At 60.6% G+C, this 18,000-nt stretch carries 21 protein-coding genes; 9 read left to right on the forward strand and 12 right to left on the reverse strand.

Features of this window, described 5'->3' with window-relative positions:
• Positions 1–20 precede the first annotated feature (20 nt).
• Entirely contained in the window at positions 21–728 is a 708-nt protein-coding gene (sfsA, locus tag HPQ64_RS10430) for a DNA/RNA nuclease SfsA (protein WP_172888269.1), read from the forward strand.
• 70 nt (positions 729–798) lie between these two features.
• Here the strand turns inward: sfsA and HPQ64_RS10435 are convergent, their stop codons facing one another.
• The 5 genes from HPQ64_RS10435 to HPQ64_RS10455 form a co-directional block, all read right to left on the reverse strand.
• Entirely contained in the window at positions 799–1,458 is a 660-nt protein-coding gene (locus HPQ64_RS10435) for a L,D-transpeptidase (protein WP_246270404.1), read from the reverse strand.
• A gap of 534 nt (positions 1,459–1,992) precedes the next feature.
• Positions 1,993–2,502 carry a xanthine phosphoribosyltransferase gene (gpt, locus tag HPQ64_RS10440; RefSeq protein ID WP_172888271.1) on the reverse strand — a complete coding sequence of 170 codons (510 nt, stop codon included), beginning with the start codon at positions 2,500–2,502 and terminating at the stop codon, positions 1,993–1,995.
• A 32-nt stretch (positions 2,503–2,534) separates the two neighbouring features.
• Positions 2,535–3,296, reverse strand: coding sequence for a competence/damage-inducible protein A (locus HPQ64_RS10445; RefSeq protein ID WP_172888272.1), 762 nt, complete (start codon positions 3,294–3,296; stop codon positions 2,535–2,537).
• A 109-nt stretch (positions 3,297–3,405) separates the two neighbouring features.
• Positions 3,406–4,584, reverse strand: coding sequence for an FAD-dependent monooxygenase (locus HPQ64_RS10450; protein ID WP_172888273.1), 1,179 nt, complete (start codon positions 4,582–4,584; stop codon positions 3,406–3,408).
• Between the two features lie 48 nt (positions 4,585–4,632).
• Entirely contained in the window at positions 4,633–4,878 is a 246-nt protein-coding gene (locus tag HPQ64_RS10455; RefSeq protein ID WP_172888274.1) for a zinc-finger domain-containing protein, read from the reverse strand.
• Positions 4,879–5,080: 202 nt separating this feature from the next.
• Here HPQ64_RS10455 and HPQ64_RS10460 point away from each other — a divergent pair, with 202 nt between their 5' ends.
• Together HPQ64_RS10460 and HPQ64_RS10465 are read left to right on the forward strand one after the other, a co-directional pair.
• The gene (locus HPQ64_RS10460) at positions 5,081–5,830 is read left to right on the forward strand and encodes an alpha/beta fold hydrolase (RefSeq protein ID WP_172888275.1); all 750 of its coding nucleotides are present in this window, start codon (positions 5,081–5,083) and stop codon (positions 5,828–5,830) included.
• Positions 5,830–6,699, forward strand: a complete 870-nt coding sequence (locus tag HPQ64_RS10465) for an alpha/beta fold hydrolase (RefSeq protein ID WP_172888276.1) — start codon at positions 5,830–5,832, stop codon at positions 6,697–6,699. The genes HPQ64_RS10460 and HPQ64_RS10465 overlap by 1 nt, the downstream gene beginning before the upstream one ends.
• A 369-nt stretch (positions 6,700–7,068) precedes the next feature.
• Here HPQ64_RS10465 and HPQ64_RS10470 read toward each other — a convergent pair whose 3' ends face one another.
• Positions 7,069–7,911, reverse strand: a complete 843-nt coding sequence (locus HPQ64_RS10470) for an enoyl-CoA hydratase (protein ID WP_246270406.1) — start codon at positions 7,909–7,911, stop codon at positions 7,069–7,071.
• Between the two features lie 180 nt (positions 7,912–8,091).
• Between HPQ64_RS10470 and cysE the strand changes: the two genes are divergently transcribed.
• Positions 8,092–8,919, forward strand: coding sequence for a serine O-acetyltransferase (gene cysE / locus HPQ64_RS10475; protein ID WP_246270408.1), 828 nt, complete (start codon positions 8,092–8,094; stop codon positions 8,917–8,919).
• Between the two features lie 131 nt (positions 8,920–9,050).
• Positions 9,051–9,269, forward strand: a complete 219-nt coding sequence (locus HPQ64_RS10480; protein ID WP_172888278.1) for a DUF3126 family protein — start codon at positions 9,051–9,053, stop codon at positions 9,267–9,269.
• A gap of 53 nt (positions 9,270–9,322) precedes the next feature.
• On the opposite strand, the gene HPQ64_RS10485 is transcribed toward HPQ64_RS10480, so the two are convergent.
• Positions 9,323–10,033, reverse strand: a complete 711-nt coding sequence (locus tag HPQ64_RS10485) for a hypothetical protein (protein WP_172888279.1) — start codon at positions 10,031–10,033, stop codon at positions 9,323–9,325.
• A 226-nt stretch (positions 10,034–10,259) separates the two neighbouring features.
• Between HPQ64_RS10485 and HPQ64_RS10490 the strand changes: the two genes are divergently transcribed.
• Both HPQ64_RS10490 and HPQ64_RS10495 read left to right on the forward strand, forming a co-directional pair.
• The gene (locus tag HPQ64_RS10490; RefSeq protein ID WP_343035968.1) at positions 10,260–10,586 is read left to right on the forward strand and encodes a DUF6949 family protein; all 327 of its coding nucleotides are present in this window, start codon (positions 10,260–10,262) and stop codon (positions 10,584–10,586) included.
• 71 nt (positions 10,587–10,657) lie between these two features.
• Positions 10,658–11,185, forward strand: a complete 528-nt coding sequence (locus tag HPQ64_RS10495) for a gamma carbonic anhydrase family protein (protein WP_172888281.1) — start codon at positions 10,658–10,660, stop codon at positions 11,183–11,185.
• A gap of 157 nt (positions 11,186–11,342) precedes the next feature.
• Here HPQ64_RS10495 and HPQ64_RS10500 read toward each other — a convergent pair whose 3' ends face one another.
• From HPQ64_RS10500 to HPQ64_RS10510, 3 genes are all read right to left on the reverse strand, one after another.
• On the reverse strand, positions 11,343–11,864 hold the full coding sequence (locus tag HPQ64_RS10500) for a transglutaminase-like cysteine peptidase (RefSeq protein WP_172888604.1): 522 nt from the start codon (positions 11,862–11,864) through the stop codon (positions 11,343–11,345).
• Positions 11,865–12,439: 575 nt separating this feature from the next.
• Positions 12,440–13,060: a PilZ domain-containing protein gene (locus HPQ64_RS10505; RefSeq protein WP_172888282.1), complete on the reverse strand. Its 621-nt coding sequence runs from the start codon at positions 13,058–13,060 to the stop codon at positions 12,440–12,442.
• A gap of 151 nt (positions 13,061–13,211) precedes the next feature.
• Entirely contained in the window at positions 13,212–13,841 is a 630-nt protein-coding gene (locus tag HPQ64_RS10510; protein ID WP_172888283.1) for a PAS domain-containing protein, read from the reverse strand.
• 467 nt (positions 13,842–14,308) lie between these two features.
• On the opposite strand from HPQ64_RS10510, the gene HPQ64_RS10515 reads away from it, so the two are divergent.
• Together HPQ64_RS10515 and HPQ64_RS10520 are read left to right on the forward strand one after the other, a co-directional pair.
• Entirely contained in the window at positions 14,309–15,064 is a 756-nt protein-coding gene (locus HPQ64_RS10515) for a rhomboid family intramembrane serine protease (protein ID WP_172888284.1), read from the forward strand.
• Positions 15,065–15,309: 245 nt separating this feature from the next.
• Positions 15,310–15,741, forward strand: a complete 432-nt coding sequence (locus HPQ64_RS10520; protein WP_172888285.1) for a CBS domain-containing protein — start codon at positions 15,310–15,312, stop codon at positions 15,739–15,741.
• A 40-nt stretch (positions 15,742–15,781) separates the two neighbouring features.
• Here HPQ64_RS10520 and HPQ64_RS10525 read toward each other — a convergent pair whose 3' ends face one another.
• Both HPQ64_RS10525 and HPQ64_RS10530 read right to left on the reverse strand, forming a co-directional pair.
• Positions 15,782–17,020, reverse strand: coding sequence for a vWA domain-containing protein (locus HPQ64_RS10525; protein ID WP_172888286.1), 1,239 nt, complete (start codon positions 17,018–17,020; stop codon positions 15,782–15,784).
• A gap of 1 nt (position 17,021) precedes the next feature.
• The gene (locus HPQ64_RS10530; RefSeq protein WP_172888287.1) at positions 17,022–17,957 is read right to left on the reverse strand and encodes an AAA family ATPase; all 936 of its coding nucleotides are present in this window, start codon (positions 17,955–17,957) and stop codon (positions 17,022–17,024) included.
• Positions 17,958–18,000 lie beyond the last annotated feature (43 nt).

Genomic DNA, 18,000 nt, shown 5'->3' on the forward strand with positions numbered 1-18,000 from the left:
TTTCCCTGGAGGGTATCTTCGTGCGATTTCCCGCTCCACTCGTCTCCGGCCGTCTTGTCAAACGCTACAAAAGGTTTCTGGCCGATGTGGTGCTTGACGAATCGGGGGAGGAAATTACCGCGCATTGCGCCAACCCCGGCTCCATGCTGGGGCTGAACGCACCGGGGGCGCGCGTGTGGCTGTCACGCTCGGACAATCCTGCGCGCAAGCTCAAATTCTCCTGGGAACTGGTGGAGGCGGATGGCGCGCTCGTTGGCATCAATACCGCCCATCCCAACGGCCTTGTCGAAGAGGCGCTGAAGGCCGGGCGCATAGAAGCGCTCAGCCGGTTCGCGGAGTTGAAACGCGAGGTGAAATACGGCAGGAACTCGCGCATCGACATTCTGCTGACCGGCGATGATGGCGCCAGGACCTATGTGGAGGTCAAGAACGTCCACCTGATGCGTGAAGGCGGGCTTGCGGAATTTCCCGATTCGGTGACCGCGCGCGGGGCGAAGCATCTGGTCGAGATGGGCGATATGGTCGCCGAAGGTCACCGCGCCGCAATGGTCTATCTGGTCCAGCGGCCGGACTGCGATGTCTTGAGGCTCGCCCGCGACATCGACCCGGCCTATGGCGAGGCGTTCGACACGGCCCGCGAACGCGGCGTGGAAATCCATGCCATCGGCTGCAGCATTTCGCCGGAGGAAATCATCGCCGACCGCCATGTGCGGATCGACGAGGGGTAGATGCATGAAGCCTCAGCCTTTGAAACGATTATGTTTCAGGGACTGAGGTTTTTCGGCCCGCCAGCGGAATTCAGGCCTGAAGCACGACGATCGGCGTATCGTTGGGCACGCGCGAGGCAAGGTCGATCACATCCTGATTGAGAAGGCGGACGCAGCCGGAGGACACCGCCTTGCCGATCGACCATTCCTCCATGGTGCCGTGCACGCGATAGAGCGTGTCGCGGCCGCCTTCGAAGATGTAAAGCGCGCGCGCGCCAAGCGGGTTCTGCAGGCCGGGAGGCATTCCGTTTCTGAACTTCTCCAGTTCCGGCTGGCGCGCGATCATTTCCGAAGGCGGCGTCCATGTCGGCCAGGCCTTCTTGTAGGCAATCCGCGCGCGCCCGCCCCAGGAAAAACCGTCGCGGCCGATGCCGCAGCCGTAGCGCAGCGCCTTGCCGTTTTCCATCACGAGATAGAGGTAGCGGTTCGGCGTATCGACTACGAGCGTGCCGGCGCGCTCCGGCGTCGGATAATCGACCACGCGGCGGTAATAAGCCGGATCGACCTTCTTCAGGTCAACGGCGGGAACCGGAAACTCCTCGTCCGGGATTGGGCCGTACATGGTCAGGTAATAGGGATCTTCGGCGGGAGAATGCGGCGCACGTTGCTGGGTGCCGGCACAGCCCGCCAGCATGAGGCTCGAAGCGCCGGCCAGGAAGTGGCGCCGGCTGATGGAATTCGTGTTCGTCATGATGTCTCTGCGTTGCATAGGGGCGCAATCAATTCGCCAATTGCGGCAGGGAAGCGGCAAAGCGGGAAATGCAGGGTTGATCTTCCGCCGGCGACCAGCTTCCTCCTTCCGGGCAGCAAGCGTCAGGCAAGAAGATGCCGGGGAGGCGGGGTATCCGCGAATCGTACGGCCTCTTCGCGGAAGGAAACGCCGTGGCCGTAAAAGACATTCCGAAGGTGAGGGCGCGCTGTGGCGAGTTCCCGGGCCAAGGTTACGACATCAAGGCATGACTTGCCCTGACAGAATCTGTGACCCGAAAGCGAGGAGACGACCGAAGATGTTGCCGCCATAAATTCTGTCATCACTTCTGAGCCCGATATTGGCCCCTGCGCCGCGCCAATCATGAAGGGATGCGCGGCGACGAGCGCGAGCAGCACCAATCTGAGCACAGGAATCCGGATGAGGCGCAACATCATTACCGTCGTTTACCTCAACGTGAGGAGCCGCGGTAATGACTCATGCTCAAGTTATCGTGAGGCTGACGCCTTACGCATGTCAGCCGGCGGTGTCGTGGGAGATCGGAGGCTGGAACTGCCAGCCCATGTCCCAGGGGAAATAGATCCAGGTATCCTGCGAAACCTCGGTGACGAAAGTGTCGACCATTGGCCGGCCCGTGGGCTTCGCGTAGACGGTGGCGAAGTGGGCTTCGGGCAGCATGTCGCGCACGACCTTCGCTGTCTTGCCGGTGTCGGTCAGATCGTCGATGACGAGCACCGCCTTGCCCTTGCCGCCATCCAGCTTGACGACCTTCGGGTCGATCGGCTTGATGACCCTGAGGGAGCCTTGCTCGTCATACTCGTGGTAGGAGGCGATGCAGACGGTTTCTATAAGGCGAATGCCAAGCTCGCGCGCCACGATGGCCGCCGGTACAAGGCCGCCGCGCGTGATGCAGACGATCGCCTCCCACTTGCCCTGTCCCGACAGGCGCCAGGCGAGCGCCCGGCAATCGCGGTGGAACTGGTCCCAGGATACGGGGAAGGCTTTTTGCTGTTGCGGGTTTTCCATTGGTTTCTTCCGGCGGTGCAGGGAACTGGCGGTTATGTTGACTTGAGGGCGGCGGCGACGGCTTCGGCAACCGCGTTTGCTGCGCGGGCGAGAAGGTCCTCGTCGCGCGAGCGAACCACGACCTGGGTGCTGAAGCGGCCATCGACCGAGCGGGGGTAGGAGCCGATCATGACGCCGGGATGGGTGTCCTGGATTTCCTTCAGCGCTCCGGCGATGCGGCTTTCCGGAAGGTCGGCGTCGACAGTGCGCGACAGCATCCTGCGTCCCGTCCTGAGCGTTGGCGCGATGGCGTCGAGCATGGCCTGCATGATGGAGGGGATGCCCGCCATCACGTGAACATTGCCGATGCGAAAGCCCGGCGCTTTCGAGACGGCGTTTTCGATCAGATCTGCGCCTTGCGGGATGCGCGCCATTTTCATGCGCGCTTCCGTCAACTGACCTTCAGGGTAAAAGTTTTTCAGGATCGCCACGGCACGCGGGTCGAAATCGATCGCGACGCCGAAGGCTTTGGCAATAGCATCGGCGGTGATGTCGTCATGAGTCGGCCCGATGCCGCCGGACGTGAACACATAAGTGTAACGGGCGCGCAGTTCGTTGACGGCCTCGACGATACGCTCCTCGACGTCAGGCACCACGCGCGCCTCGGCAAGGTCGATGCCAAGCTCGGTCAGGTATTCGGCCAGATAGCCGATGTTCTTGTCCTTGGTGCGACCGGAAAGGATCTCGTCGCCGATGACGAGAAAACCGGCCGTGACGGGGTCCCGATCCTGTCCGGCTGCCTGATCCTTGCTCATGCCCTTCGCTTTCCCCGATCGTGGCGTCATTGCCGGAAACAAGAGCAAATCCCTTTACCGGAAGCAGCGCCCGGGCTCAAGAGACGGATGCGTCACATGTGACGCCCGCTCATTCCGCTTTCCAGCCAAAAAGCCAGTCGTAGCGGGAAAGCATCTTTTCCACCGTGATGCGGCCAAGCACCGCATCGCGCGCAAGCGAAGCCGGATAGCCGAGGTGATAGATGCGATCGTTGTCGCTTGCCGTGCGCATCACCTTGTCCACGCGTTCGCGCCGTGCTTCCTCGTACTCCGAAAAGCCCGAGGCAACGTCATCCGCCGCCTGCAGGCAGGAGGCGAGGACGGCCGCGTCCTCGATCGCCATCGCCGCCCCTTGCGCGACGAAGGGAAGCATGGCGTGTCCCGCATCGCCAAGAAGCGCCACCCGCCCTTCAACCCGGATATCGCCGGGTTCCATGGCGCAAAGCGCCCATTTAAGCCAGCTCTCCGGAAGATCGAGCAGTTGCACGAGCTCTTTCGGCCAGTCGGCGAACCGCGGCAGGAGCTTGTTCTTGTCGGCCGGCGTGGACCAGCCTTCCTCATCCCATTGTTCCTGGACGATGGCGACGATGTTGAACATCGCCCCGCCCCTGATGGGATAGTGCACCACATGGGCTTTCGCACCCAGCCAAAGGCCCGTGCAATTGCGCCATCCGGCGGGGACATCGTCGATCTGCACCACGGCGCGATAGGCCGTGCGCCCCGTAAACGCCGCCTGGCGCATTTTCATCACGCGGCGGCGTACGGTCGACCAGACGCCGTCGGCTCCGATCAGGGCCCCGGCGCGGAGATGATCGCTGCCTTCCAGCGTTTCCAGGTTGACCATGACGCCGGCCTCGTCCTGCTTCGCATCGCGAACGGACGCGCCGAGGCGCAAGTTAATGCCGGAATGTGCCTCGACGGCGCTAAGCAGGATATTCTGAAGGTCGCCGCGGTGAATCAGGAGGTAAGGCGCGCCGTGGCGCTGCTCGATGACATCGCCCAGGGGTACGCGCGCGACATCCTTGCCCGAACGCGCGGACATGATCCTTATGGCTTCGGGACGGAAGGCGACGGCCCGTATCTCTTTTTCAAGGCCGAGACCGCGCAGGACATGAACCGCGTTCGGCGAAAGCTGAAGCCCCGCGCCGACGGCCTCAAGCTTTCCCGCGCGCTCGACAATCGTGACCGGCCGCTCCGAAGAGGCGATGGCGAGGCCGGCAACGAGGCCGCCTATGCCGCCTCCGGCGATAAGGATTGGAGTATCGCTCATGTGCCGGGCTCCGCGTGGAGTCGCTCTGCCGAAGGCTCAGGCGCGGCCTCAGGCAGCCTCCGGCGACCAGAGGCAGTCTTCCGGCTCCGCTTGATACTCCGCAAGCTTCCCGTTGAAACGGTAGAGCGTGGAGCAATAGGGGCAGACGATCTCTTCATCCTTGCCCATGTCGAGAAAGACATGCGGGTGATCGTAGGGCGGCCTTGCCCCGATGCACTGGAATTCCTTCGCGCCGATTTCGATCACTTCTATGCCGCGATCGTTCTGGAAATGAGGGACGACCTTGTCCGCCATGGATGTCACTGCCCGTGTTGCGTGTCTTGATCTTTCGGGCGGACAATACCGATGCCGCGCCGCCTTGGGTAGAGGGCGAGGATCGTTTTTTCGCGATCTCGTCCCGCCCCCGATCCATTTCTTTCCGGGCTTTCCTAATTCGCCATCAGCTATTATCTTACGAAACCTCCAGTTTGCCGTTTACGTCAACGTAAGGATCGTCATGCCGAGCTTTTCCTCCGACGGCCTCAGGATCGCCTATCTCGACGAAGGCGAGGGCGAACCTATCCTGCTGATCCATGGCTTCGCCTCGAACCGCAACGTCAACTGGGTCTATACCGGTTGGGTGGACATGCTGGTGAAGGACGGGCGGCGGGTGATCGCGATCGACAATCGCGGTCATGGCGAAAGCGAGGGTACGCATGACCCGGCGGACTATGGCGCGCCGACCATGGCCGAGGATGCCTTTCGCCTGCTCGACCATCTCGGTATCGAGACCGCCGATGTGATGGGCTATTCGATGGGAGCGAGGATTTCCGCGTTCCTGACGCTCAATCATCCCGAACGGGTGAAACGCGTGATCTTCGGCGGGCTTGGCTACGGCATGATTTCCGGTGTCGGCAGCCCGGAGCCGATCGCCGAAGCGCTGGAGGCGAAGAGCCTTTCGGATGTGACCGACAAGACCGGCCGGGCGTTCCGCGCCTTCGCGGACCAGACAAAATCGGACCGTAAGGCGCTTGCCGCCTGCATGCGATCCTCTCGACAGAAAATAAGCGAGGAGGAGGTTTCGCGCATCACGCAGCCGGTGCTGGTGGCCGTCGGAACGAAGGACGATATCGCAGGCTCGCCACAGGATCTTGCGGCGCTCATGCCGAATGCGCAAGTGCTTGAAATCACGGGGCGCGACCACATGCTCGCCGTTGGCGACAAGGTCTATAAAGCCGGTGTACGCCGGTTCCTGGAGGAAAGCTGATGGAGGCAGGCTGCGTGGAGTTCATTGGCGCCGATGGTAACCGCCTTGTCGCGGACAAATACGGCTCGTCAGGGCGCCCGGTCCTGATGCTTCACGGCGGCGGGCAGACACGGCACGCCTGGGATGCGACGGGCAGGCATCTGGCCGAAAGCGGCTTGCAGGCATGGTCGGCGGACCAGCGCGGCCATGGCGACAGCGAATGGGAGCCAGAGGGCAAATACGCCTTTGCCGATTTCGCGCGTGACGTCATCGTCATGTCGGACCGGATCTTCGAGGAGACCGGCGAGCGTCCCATTGTTATCGGGGCATCGCTTGGCGGCATTGCCGGTATGCTCGCCGAAGGCAAACTCAGGCCCGGCACCCTTTCGGCGCTGGTTCTGGTGGACATCACGCCAAGGGTCGACCCGAACGGCGTTTCGAAAATCATCGACTTCATGGCCGAACGCATGCATGAGGGCTTCGCGACCGTGGAAGAGGCCGCGGATGCGATCGCAAGCTACCTGCCGCACCGCGCGCGCCCCTCCACACTCGACGGATTGAAGAAGAACCTGCGCCTGCACGAAGACGGGCGTTACCGATGGCACTGGGACCCGAAATTCATTGAAAGCCGGCATGCCGACGATGCGGATCCGGCCAGGCTGGAGAAAGACCTTGTGGCCGCGGCGGAGGCGCTGCGCGTTCCCTCGCTTCTTGTTCGAGGCAAGCGCTCCGAGCTTGTCACCGACGATCACGTCGACGAGTTCCTTTCGCTCGTCCCGCATGCCGAATTCAAGGATGTGCAAGGGGCTGGGCATATGGTGGCCGGGGACAAGAACGATGCTTTCGCCGATGCGGTGATCGGCTTTCTGACGCGCCTCCAGGCGGCCTGAGCGGGGCATTTCATCAGCTTGCGTTTCGTTGATAAATTGATTCAATCAACTGAAAACGCAGAGTCATTTGAATTATTTGCAGCGACCTTCCGAAGTTCAGAATCCGATTCAATTTCGGCCTGCGAACTTGAGAGATTGATTCAAGAACCGCCGCTCGACTCTTGCCGGGGGCCCCTAATTTCGAAACGTGCTTTCAATGCCGCTTTGGCGTGTTTTTCGCGTAAATGTCCCGTTACTGGACGTTGATATCCATCAAGTGAAAAATGCTTGAAATATTAACCGGATAGCCCGCGCCTGCCAGCAAGGCACGCCGTTTTGCGAAACAAGAGGCACTATGGCATGGGTCATCGGGATCGGGGCGCCACGGTATCACCTGCCCGAAAAGCGCGGCGTACGCTTATGCATGAACGCGCTGCGCCCCTCGGCGAAATCGGTGCTGTCGAAACAGGCGTCCGCCGCGGCCTGAACGCTATCCCAATCGGCATCTAGCGGATCGCCGCTGACGGCATCGATCGCCGCCTTGGCCGCCTTCAGCGTCAATGGCGCGTGGCCGGCGACCGTTTCGAGGAAGCGCGCGATTTCGAGATCAAACGTTCCCGCCGCGACCTCACGGTCGATCAGGCCAATGCGCAATGCTTCTTCGCTGTCGATGCGAGCCGCCGTGTAGAACAGGAGCTTCGCGCGGGCCGGGCCGACGAGCTTCACAATGTCGCGCACGGCCTGCGGCGGATATCCGACGCCGAGCTTGCCCGCCGGGATGGCAAACAGGCTGCCGGCTTCCGCGAGGCGGATATCGCAGGCTGCGGCAAGGCCAAGTCCGCCGCCAAGACAGAACCCCCGGATCATGGCGACCGTCGGCTTCGGACAGTCGCGCAAGGCTGCAAAGGCGGCGGCATTCACCTCCTCGTAGGCTCTTGCGGATGCGGCATCCCTTCGAACGGTCTCGAATTCCGAAATGTCCGCTCCGGCGACGAAGGTTTCCTCTCCGCCCCCCTTTATTGCGATGACGCGCACGGCGTCTTCACCCGCAAGGCGGCTCACGGCCTTCGGGATCGCCTCCCACATGGCAAGCGTCACGGCATTCCGGCGCGAGGGGTTGTTGATCGTGATCCACCCGACCTGCCCCTCTACGGCGGCTGCGATACGGCCCGGTTTCTGCTCCGGTGTGGAAGACGTGCGGGAAGGGGGCATGGTCGGTTCCAGGTTGGGCATCGAATTGCCCGGGCATTGGGCCGCGGTGGGCGGCGATCGTCAATTCGTCAGATGATCGAGGCGGCATGATTTCGGGCCCGAACCGAGGGATAAGAGAAAAGAAACCCTTTTCGCTTGGTTTGGGGGATGATTGGCCTATGTTAGTCGCAAATGCGCATGGCTTTAGAAGGAGTGTCGCCCATGCCGCAAACTTCGAATCCTGCCGGTGCGGTAAACCTTTCGCGCCACGACCCGGTCTGGGAACGGCTACGCGAGGAAGCGAACGCGATGGTGGCTTCCGAGCCGGCACTGTCGTCCTTCGTTTACGAAACCGTGCTGAACCACGACCAGCTTGAGGAAGCCGTCATCCATCGGATCGCGGAACGCCTCGGGCATGTTGTCGTTTCAGCCAGCCTGATCCGCCAGACGTATCTGGAGGCGTTGGCCGACGAACCGCAGCTCGGCGCGGCATTCCGCGCCGACATGGCCGCCGTTTACGACCGCGACCCGGCCTGCACGCGCTTTCTGGAGCCGGTGCTTTATTTCAAGGGCTTCCACGCGATCCAGACGCACCGTTTGGCCAACTGGCTGTGGCGCAAGGGGCGCGAGGACTTCGCGCTTTACCTGCAAAGCAGATCCTCGGAAGTCTTCCAGGTGGATGTGCATCCGCGCGTGCCGATGGGGCGCGGCATGTTCATCGATCATGCCACCGGCGTCGTGATTGGCGGAACGGCGGTCATTGAGGACAACGTCTCGATCCTGCAAAATGTGACGCTCGGCGGCACCGGCAAGGTGTCTGGCGACCGCCACCCAAAGATCCGCCATGGCGTGCTGATCGGTGCGGGTGCGAAGGTGCTTGGCAACATCGAGGTGGGCCATTGCTCGAAAGTCGCCTCCGGGTCGGTCGTGCTGAAGGACGTTCCGCCCAACTCGACCGTTGCCGGCGTGCCGGCCAAGGTCGTCGGCGAAGCGGGATGCGCGGAACCTTCGGTCTCGATGGATCAGCTTCTGGGGTCCGGTGAGAGCTGACGCCTGCTCCGTAATGCCCGGTTTTTGAACACGAGGCTTGGAAAAGGTGGTCGACCCGGTTGGCAGCGCGCCACGAACGTGTAGGGTCGCGCCATCCTTTCCAACCTTGAAACCGACGATGGAGGCGCACCGTGAAGCCCGATGAAATCCGCAAGATCGAAGCTTATCTGAAACAGAAATTCGAAACGCCCAAGCTTCAGGTCCGCGCTCGTCCGAAAAAGGACGATTCCGCCGAAGTCTACATCGGCGAGGAGTTCATCGGCGTGATCTTCCGCGACGATGAGGATGAGGATCTGAGCTGGAATTTCCAGATGGCGATCCTGGAAATCGACCTTGACGAGGTAAGCTGACAAGCTAACGGCGGCGGCAGTCTCGAAAAAAAGCCCGGTCTGACCGGGCTTTTTTATTGCTGCTTGCGAAAAGAAGCGACCAGCGCGGCGATGCTTCTGTCAAGGACGCGCCAATCCTTCAAATGCACGGGCCTGAACCTGTAGCTTGCCATCAGGTCCGGCCCGACCCTGAATTCCCGCCGGCATTCGGCCGATAGCCGCGTGTCGGCGGGGACGAAGCAGCGAGCCGCGAAGGCTTCCTCGGGCGGCGAATAGGCTATGAAGTCGCTCGCATCGCTTTCGGCTTGCGAAAGCGGCAATCGGGAAAGCCCGTCTTCGCCTTCTGTCGCCGGTCCGCTCGCAAGCAAGCGGTAGACCGTCTCAAGGCGCTGATAGGTGCCGGCGGTTCTGCGATCGGCCTGAAGCGAAATCAGCACTCTGGGCGATGTGACACCGGTATCGGTAAAGGCGGAGGCCAGGCGCGCTTCATACCCCGTCATCTCCGGCCAGACGACGGCCAGTTCGATGGATTCCAGCTTTATCGCTGTTTGGCGTTGCGCCCGCTCACGAATCATATTGGCCGGAATTTCGAGCCTTTGGCCGGCGAGGTTGATCGTGATCGCCCGCTGGTTCTGCGTCCATGTGGATGTCACGCCGGAATAATCGAGCCAGGCGCCGATTTTCAACAGAATGGCCACCGTGCCAACCATCGCCAGCGCGATGACGACGCCCGTGAACCTTCCCGAAAGGCTGCCGGCAGAGCGGGGGAGCGTGACCGAGGCCATCAGAGGCTTTCCGCGAATGCGCAACAAATAGATGGCACCGCAGGGCCTTTCGGGGCGGTTGCGGCGTATTTTGTGTCAAATTGGGAACGATATGTGCTCGGATCCTGGCCGATATTCATGATTAACTGCTTATTAACGGGACAGCGAAAGCGGCACGCCGATTGCACTTGACCCCTTGAAACACATTCTTCAGCTTTCTATGGAATGGTAAACAAGGAGTTAACCCGTGTTGTCCGAGCTATTTATCGCGGCGTATATCGGCTCTTCAGGCTTTGTGGCGGCCGGCATCCTGGGAAGTTTTTACCAGCTTGTTACCGGGGAACCGCCGAAATTTGCGCTGCAGCTCGAGACGTGGCTCAAGGGTTTTTCGTCATTGTTGATGTGCATATTCGCCGGGCCGTTCATCATCATGCGCAACGCAATTCGCGGACGGCGCATCGAGCACCGTCCCATCGGATGGCTCGTCGCCTCATCGACGATCGCAGGCATGTGGAGCATCTGTTCGGGCCTCGTCGTCCTGCAGTTCGCGTTTGGTTTTGCAAGCCAGTTTTGACTGAACCGCGCGTGGAGAACGGACGGAGCGTGGTGGCCGTCGAAGATGCAACCGCCTGAGGGAGATGAATAATGCCGATTTACAGCCTTGAGGGCATTCGGCCCGAATTCCCGGAAAGCGGGGAGTGCTGGATTGCGCCCTCGGCGGTTCTGATCGGCGACGTCCTTTTGAAGGAAGAGGCGAGCGTCTGGTTCGGCGCGGTCCTTCGCGGCGATAACGAACGCATCACCATCGGCAAACGTACGAACGTGCAGGACGGCTGCGTGGTGCACACCGACATGGGATTTCCGCTGACGGTCGGCGATGACTGCACGATCGGCCACAATGTCATCCTGCATGGCTGCACCATTGGCGACAACTCGCTGGTCGGCATGGGAGCGACGATCCTCAACGGTGCAAAAATCGGCCGGAACTGCCTGATCGGCGCGAATTCCCTCATCCCCGAAGGAAAGGTGATACCGGATTGTTCCCTGGTGGTGGGCATGCCGGGGAAAGTCGTTCGGACGCTCGATGAAAAAGCGATCGACGGGCTGAAAGCCTCCGCTGCGGGATATGTCGGAAACTGGCGCCGTTTTCAGGCGGATCTCATCGAAATCTGATCCGCGTTTCGCTCAGGCCCCCGGCGACAACGAAATTCGATTATACCGAATTGGAAGAGCCGGTCCCGAAGGACCGGCTCTCAAGCCCGGCCGTGATAAGGGTGGGGAGGGGACGCGACCGGGCAAGCCTCGTCTTTTACCGCTCCCGCGGGTTCTCTCAGTTGCCGATACTCGCAACCGTGCTTACGCGCGTGTCGGAAATGCTTGTCCAACTGGCCGGGTTTTTCTCCGACTGCCGCTTCACAAAGCGATATGGCGTGGAATACCAGGGCAGAACCACCTCGAGCTGATTGTCGAGAATGATATCACCCTTGTCCGTACGCACGGTGAGCACGGCGTGGCCAGCGTTGTGCCGGTCTTTTACGACTGTGATCAACAGTGCGCTGCGCGGCCAGCCGCGTGAGATCAACTCGCGCTGTTTTTCAAGAACGTATTCCTCGCAATCGCCAGCGCTGTTTTTCGGATAGGTCCAATATTCCTCGACACCGTAAAGCTCGGCATCCGTAACGGGCCTGATCCGGCGGTTTACGGTGGCGTTGACGGCCAGCAATTCCTCCCAAAGCATCTTGTTCAGCTTGACGAGCACGGGCGTTTGCCCGCTCGCGCGGCATTCTTCCGGATGTTCGGCGCAGAATGCCTGATGGCCGACCGGCATTGATGCCGCGCCGCGAATATCCATGAACCGGCCAGTTTCAGCTTTGGCCATATAAGTACCGGCGATCAGAAAGCAGATCGCCATGGCGCTTGTTTTGAGTTTGTTTGATGTGTTCGACAAAGTAAAGCCCTCCCCATAGGCTGGCTTCACCATGTCATATACGATTTTATATTGAGATAAGTGCGAAAATATCTTTTTAAAAAAAGTAAAATAAAAACAATATCTAATTTTATTATTGTTAAAACTAAATTTAATTCAAATTATATCTATCTGAAAAATCTTTCCGCAGCGGCATAAAGAGAGGCCGGCAGTAGGAATGTGTTCCGGTAAAGGTAGCCAATCCGTGGTCTACGAGAGGCTACGCTATGTGGAAATCACTCGGCTTCCGAGGGCAAAGCAATGTCACCCTTGAGAAATGAGTCCTGCCGGAATTAGGGTCCGTGACCCTGGTGGCAGATGCATGCGCGGAACCGGCACAAGAGACTGTGTGAAACCGGCGGTCGGGCGCTTAAATAGAAAACGCCCGGCGCAAACCGGGCGTACGTTTGCGAGAAGATGGGCGACCCAGGTGCCTCGATCTTCGGCGAAAGGTTGAAACGTCAGGAAATATGGTGCTCGAGAAGGTCGCGGTTCTGGATCGCGGCGAATTCCACCGCAATCCCGTCCTCCGTGTGGCGGACGACGCGGGCGCGCATTTTGCCGAGCGCGATGGACAGGCCGATTTCCGGCCGGACGTCCGTCTTGAGCGCTGCGCCGGACAGGGAAACGTCGATAATGCGGCTTTTGTATTCGCGCCCGTCCGGCAGAACGATCTTCGTGAAGGGCTTTTTGGGCACGAAACGTTCGTGCCGGCGGTCTTCCGGCAAATTGAGCATGTCACGGTTGGCAAGCCAGGTGAGAACATTGGCAAGCTTGTCCCGCTTGCGCGGCGTGGCGGTGATCGACATGGCGAATCCGCCTTCGATCTCGCGTACGATCTCGCCTTCGATACGGCCGATATGATCGACATATGCGATCACTTTTTCGCCGACACGTCCTTTGACCGGGGTAATCAGTGCCGCCCCGCCCGGGGACATGTTCGTGACATGGCACGGGTATTCGCGTCGGTCTTCCAGCATGTAACGGCCGAGCAGATTCACCCTGACGCGGCTGTGACGGCGCTTGTCCGAATTCCTCGCCGCGATCGAGCGGGCGATATCGACTGCTTTTGCGCTCTCCATCCGTCACTAACCTTGCTGAAGGCCGGCGGTCTTATCCCGCCATTCAGGAAACGTCCACAAGGTTAGTTCCGTTCGGTTAACAAGCGGTAAGTATCGGCGGCCTACGATTTCACGAATTCGCAACCCGCTGGGGACGGTGCATTTCGCCCCGTCAGATCTTGCCGCCGTCCAGAACCGTGAGATGCCCGACCTGTCTTCCTCCCGGGACGACCCCCGCGGCTGCATACTGGTGCTCTCCTGCCGCAGGAACGGAAGACGTGAGACCGGAGGAAAGAAAAGCGGGCTTTTCGTTCGGCCAGAGCAGGCGCACGCTCTTGATCGACTGGGACAGGATCGGATGCAGCCCCGCCCAGTAAGGCTGCTGAAGCGCCACGCAAGACCCCAGCACCCGGCTGCAGCCTTCGCCCGGCACATGCAGGGGCAGAAGAAGCATTTCCATATCTATCGTCTGCTCACGTTCGGTATGACCGGAGACACCAAGAACGGCAGCGCCAGCATCGTCGCTTACCGCCGCAAGCAGGGTTGCGAGCGCCTGATTGTCTTCTCCGCGCCAGCCCCTGAGAATGTTTCTGCTTTTCAACTCACGGCAGTGCAGCGAGCAAAGCCGCGTGCCCGCAAGGCGGAAGCGGTAGGTCACGGGATCGATTACCTCCAGAATGAAGGTGTCGCCCAGAAGGCTGCGGATCTGGCCGGGCTCGACCTCGCTGCGGTCCGGCGCCGGACGATGCCCGCGAAGATTGTCCCAATATTCATAAAGGCTTCGCGTCGTCGAATGCTTCATCTCAATCCCTGTCCCAATCCAAACGTTCTTTTCGTTATCGAGACCGTTCACCTGTCCGAATGCGGGACACCCGAACGGTTGCAAGCCCGGCTCGCAGACAATGAAGCATGCAGCATGCCAGCATTTGCCTTTTTCCGTTAACCCTTTGTTAATATTAATAATTGGTTTCGATTGAAATAGGGGAACGATTTGGTAAGGGTAAGGTCACTGATCTATCCACGGACAGCACTTCAAAGGGCCTTGCCCAGTTTTCCGCATATGTCCGAAAGGACAGGTGGGCGCGGAAATCGAACCGCCCGGATGACGCCACATCGGCGCGCCGGGCGGATTTTTTTGCCGGCGGCTTTTCGCGCGGGAATTGGCCCGCTTGCGGTCCTGGTCCGGGCGCTATGTGCCGTGCCCGGATTGAATGTGGCGCAAATCCCACGTATGTGGTCGATAGTCCTTCAATGCCAGATCGCCGATGTATGTCCGAGCAAGAACCCCAGCCGCCGCTTCCACCGCGCGATGAGCCCGCGCTCAATATCCCGTCGGTCGTGGCGGTGCTTTCACTCGTTCTGATCATCGTTCATGTGTTCCGCGTCTATGCGCTCGGCTATGATGGCGAGACGTATTTTCTCCTGCTTTTCGCGTTTCTGCCGATCCGCTACGCGCAAGACGCGCTGGGCGGACAGGTTTTGCCGGGTGGAGAATTAGCCGATATCTGGACGTTCCTCAGCTATGCATTCCTGCATGGCGGGGGTATGCATCTGTTCATCAACCTGCTTTGGATGGTGGTATTCGGCAGTGCGCTTGCGCGCCGCTTCCACGCCGGCCGCTTTCTTGTCTTTTCGGCCCTTTGCGCGATCGGCGGCGCGATTGCGCATCTGACCACCCATTTCGGCGAGGCGGTGCCGATGGTCGGCGCATCAGCAGCGATTTCGGGCCAGATGGCTGGGGCATCGCGCTTCGTCTTCGAAATGGGAGGCCCGCTCGGCGTGATCAGGCGAACCGATGAAGCAGCCTACCGCGTTCCCGCCACGGGTCTTGTCCACTCGCTCGCAAACCGGCAGGTGCTCGCGTTCCTCGGTGTCTGGTTCGCGATAAATATCCTTTTCGGTTTCTGGTCGGCGCCCATCGCAGGCGCTGGCGCATCGATCGCGTGGGAAGCGCATATCGGCGGATTTCTGGCAGGTCTTGCACTGTTTCCGCTGTTCGACCCCATTCCCCGCCGCGGTGCATAACCCGTCGCGGACCTTTATGCCGTTGGGTCTATTTGGTTGCGCAATCACGGAAATTTGTCACAATGAGTGCGATGAAGCGTGTCCGGGGTTCTCTTCCGGAAGGCTGGGGCATCCCGCGTTCAAGCGGGCCTTGAGGCGATGCTCCCGCCCTTCGATGCCGGGCAGTCCGCATTATTTCGAGTGCGAACAGCCGATGCGGGTTGTCCCTTGAGGTGCCGGGCCGGTCTCTGACGGAGGAGCTTGCCATGACGGTTGCCGCGATACTGAACGAGAAGGGTCGTGACGTTTACACCGAAAGCGCCGACAAGACGCTTCGCGAAATCTGTACGCTGCTCGGCAAGCACGGTATCGGTGCAATTCTCGTCGCGGAAAAAGGCGATATTCTCAAAGGCATTATTTCCGAGCGCGATATCGTGCGCGCGATCGCCAAGGATGGCGACGGCGCCCTCGACCAGCCGGTGAAAAACTACATGACAAGCGAAGTGGTCACCGCGAGGGAGGAAGACACGCTGAACGAAGTCATGGGCGTGATGACGTCCGGACGTTTCCGCCATCTGCCGGTCGTGACGAACGGACGGCTGTCCGGGCTCATCTCCATCGGCGACGTGGTGAAATACCGTATAGCGCAGATCGAGCGCGAAGCCGACGAAATGCGCCATTACATTGCGATGAGTTGAGACGCTGCTTCAAGGAAAGCAGTGGCCAACGCGATGCAGGTCAGCTTGCCGCGCGCAGCCAATGGCGCGGATCGATCTCTGGCTTCAGGGCCGGTTCGCCGGAAAGCGCGTCCACCAGGTCCTGAACGGCTTCCAGCGAGTGTGCGGAACGGAATTCATCGACATGAGGCAGCATGGCGCGCACGCCGCGCGCCTTCGCCTCGAACCCTTCGAAGCGCAAAAGCGGGTTCAGCCAGATCAGCCGCCGGCAGGAACGGTGAAGCCTGTCCATTTCGCGCTCAAGGTCTTCATCCGTATCGCGTTCCAGCCCGTCGGTGATCAAAAGCACGATCGGACCGCCCGAAAGCACGCGCCGGGACCAGTTCTTGTTGAAATCATGCAGTGCGGTGGCAATGCGCGTGCCGCCGGACCAGTCCTCCACGCCTTCTGAACAGGCCTCCAGCGCTTCGTCCGGGTCTTTCATTTTCAGCTGACGGGTCACATTGGTCAGCCGTGTGCCAAAAAGAAACGTGTGAACGTTGCGCCGCTCTTCCGAAAGCGCATGCAGGAAATGCAGAAGAAGCCTGGAATATTGGCTCATCGACCCGGAAATATCGCAAAGCGCGACCAGGGGAGGGCGCCGCTCTTCCGGTTTGCGGTGCTTGAGCGCGATCATGTCGCCGCCCGCGCGCAAGGAAGCGCGCAGCGAACGGCGCGGATCGATCCGTCCACGCGGGGCGGCGATAAGGCGGCGCTGGCGCACTTTTTCCATTGAAAGCACCATGCTTGCAAGCGCGCGCTTCGCTTGGAAGATCTCCTCCACCGTCATCTGGGCGAAGTCCTTCTTTTGCAGGACCTCCCTCCCGGACACGGTGAAGCGGGCGTCGACCTCGACCTCCTCCTTCTCGCGAGAATCCTCCCGCTCCTGCATTTTTTGAAACGCCTGGGCGACGCGCGTCTGACCCGCCTTCGGCTTGTTGGGCCCTGCCTGAGGCGGGGCGACGGGCGACAGCAACGCCAGCATCTTTTCGACAAGCCCGCGGCTTTTCCAGTAGATGCGGAATGCCTCGTCGAAGAGGACGCGATGTTCGCGCTTGCGCACGAAGACGGCATGCAGCGTCCAGTAAAGATCCTCGCGGCTGGTGATGCCCGAGGTTTCAACCGCGCGCACCGCATCGACCACGCTTGCCGGGCCGACGGGAAGACCGGCTTTCCTCAACGTACGGGCAAAATGAACGATATTGTCGACGATCCGCCCATCGCCGCGGGCCTGAGCGCCTTCGCTGCCGTTGTCACGCATCTCAGACGACCGGCCTCTGTTCAGGCTGTAATTCCTTGCGGATATCCTCCACCATCTGGCGGGTTTTCGAGCCGCGCACGCGTTCGATATCGTCCTGATATTTCAGGAGTACGCCGAGCGTGTCGGACGCCGTTTCCGGATCGAGCGCGATTTCCTCCAGCTCGGTCAGGGCGGTTGCCCAGTCCAGTGTCTCGGCAACGCCGGGCTGCTTGAAAAGGTCTTCGTCCGCGCGCAGCTTCTGAACGAAGGCGACAACCTCGCGCGAGAGCCGTTCCGGCGCGCCGGGAACCTTGCGGCGCACGATCTGCAACTCGCGCTCCGCGTCCGGATAGTCGACCCAGTGATAGAGACAGCGGCGCTTGAGCGCGTCGTGGATCTCCCGGGTACGGTTCGTCGTGATGATGACGATCGGCGGTTCGTCAGCGCGGATCGTGCCAAGTTCCGGGATTGTGACCTGATTGTCGGCAAGAACCTCGAGAAGGAACGCCTCGAACGCCTCGTCGGCGCGGTCAAGCTCGTCGATCAGGAACACCGGCGCACCGGACAGAGACGGCTCAAGCGCCTGAAGAACCGGGCGCTTGATCAGAAAGCGCTCGGAAAAGACGTTCTTCGACAATTCTTCGTGATCGGTATCGCCCGCAGCCTCGGAGACGCGGATTTCAATCATCTGTGCGGCGTAGTTCCATTCGTAAACCGCGGTGGAAACGTCAAGCCCCTCATAACACTGAAGGCGGATCAGATCGCGGCCGAGGGCACCGGCCAGAACTTTCGCTATCTCCGTCTTCCCGACACCAGCCTCGCCCTCGAGAAAGAGCGGGCGCTTCATTGCCAGTGCCAGATGCAGCACCGTCGCAAGCGACCGGTCGGCAACGTAGCCTTCGCTGTCGAGCAAGGCGAGCGTCTCGTCGATCGAGGCGGGCAGGCGATTATCGTTCATGGCTATATCCTGATTTCGCAAGTTCGCGCGCTCGTCGCGCGGC

It is taken from the genome of Hongsoonwoonella zoysiae, assembly GCF_013266695.1.
GTDB classification, from domain to species: Bacteria; Pseudomonadota; Alphaproteobacteria; order Rhizobiales; family Stappiaceae; genus Hongsoonwoonella; species Hongsoonwoonella zoysiae.

What these genes read in the sequence shown, in the direction of transcription:
- HPQ64_RS10435 (WP_246270404.1), bottom strand. Translation starts at nt 1,458, where the DNA reads ATGACGAACACGAATTCCATCAGCCGGCGCCACTTCCTGGCCGGCGCT.
- gpt (WP_172888271.1), bottom strand. Translation starts at nt 2,502, where the DNA reads ATGGAAAACCCGCAACAGCAAAAAGCCTTCCCCGTATCCTGGGACCAG.
- HPQ64_RS10445 (WP_172888272.1), bottom strand. Translation starts at nt 3,296, where the DNA reads ATGAGCAAGGATCAGGCAGCCGGACAGGATCGGGACCCCGTCACGGCC.
- HPQ64_RS10450 (WP_172888273.1), bottom strand. Translation starts at nt 4,584, where the DNA reads ATGAGCGATACTCCAATCCTTATCGCCGGAGGCGGCATAGGCGGCCTC.
- HPQ64_RS10455 (WP_172888274.1), bottom strand. Translation starts at nt 4,878, where the DNA reads ATGGCGGACAAGGTCGTCCCTCATTTCCAGAACGATCGCGGCATAGAA.
- HPQ64_RS10460 (WP_172888275.1), top strand. Translation starts at nt 5,081, where the DNA reads ATGCCGAGCTTTTCCTCCGACGGCCTCAGGATCGCCTATCTCGACGAA.
- HPQ64_RS10465 (WP_172888276.1), top strand. Translation starts at nt 5,830, where the DNA reads ATGGAGGCAGGCTGCGTGGAGTTCATTGGCGCCGATGGTAACCGCCTT.
- HPQ64_RS10470 (WP_246270406.1), bottom strand. Translation starts at nt 7,911, where the DNA reads ATGCCCAACCTGGAACCGACCATGCCCCCTTCCCGCACGTCTTCCACA.
- cysE (WP_246270408.1), top strand. Translation starts at nt 8,092, where the DNA reads ATGCCGCAAACTTCGAATCCTGCCGGTGCGGTAAACCTTTCGCGCCAC.
- HPQ64_RS10485 (WP_172888279.1), bottom strand. Translation starts at nt 10,033, where the DNA reads ATGGCCTCGGTCACGCTCCCCCGCTCTGCCGGCAGCCTTTCGGGAAGG.
- HPQ64_RS10495 (WP_172888281.1), top strand. Translation starts at nt 10,658, where the DNA reads ATGCCGATTTACAGCCTTGAGGGCATTCGGCCCGAATTCCCGGAAAGC.
- HPQ64_RS10500 (WP_172888604.1), bottom strand. Translation starts at nt 11,864, where the DNA reads ATGGATATTCGCGGCGCGGCATCAATGCCGGTCGGCCATCAGGCATTC.
- HPQ64_RS10505 (WP_172888282.1), bottom strand. Translation starts at nt 13,060, where the DNA reads ATGGAGAGCGCAAAAGCAGTCGATATCGCCCGCTCGATCGCGGCGAGG.
- HPQ64_RS10510 (WP_172888283.1), bottom strand. Translation starts at nt 13,841, where the DNA reads ATGAAGCATTCGACGACGCGAAGCCTTTATGAATATTGGGACAATCTT.
- HPQ64_RS10515 (WP_172888284.1), top strand. Translation starts at nt 14,309, where the DNA reads ATGTCCGAGCAAGAACCCCAGCCGCCGCTTCCACCGCGCGATGAGCCC.
- HPQ64_RS10520 (WP_172888285.1), top strand. Translation starts at nt 15,310, where the DNA reads ATGACGGTTGCCGCGATACTGAACGAGAAGGGTCGTGACGTTTACACC.
- HPQ64_RS10525 (WP_172888286.1), bottom strand. Translation starts at nt 17,020, where the DNA reads ATGCGTGACAACGGCAGCGAAGGCGCTCAGGCCCGCGGCGATGGGCGG.
- HPQ64_RS10530 (WP_172888287.1), bottom strand. Translation starts at nt 17,957, where the DNA reads ATGAACGATAATCGCCTGCCCGCCTCGATCGACGAGACGCTCGCCTTG.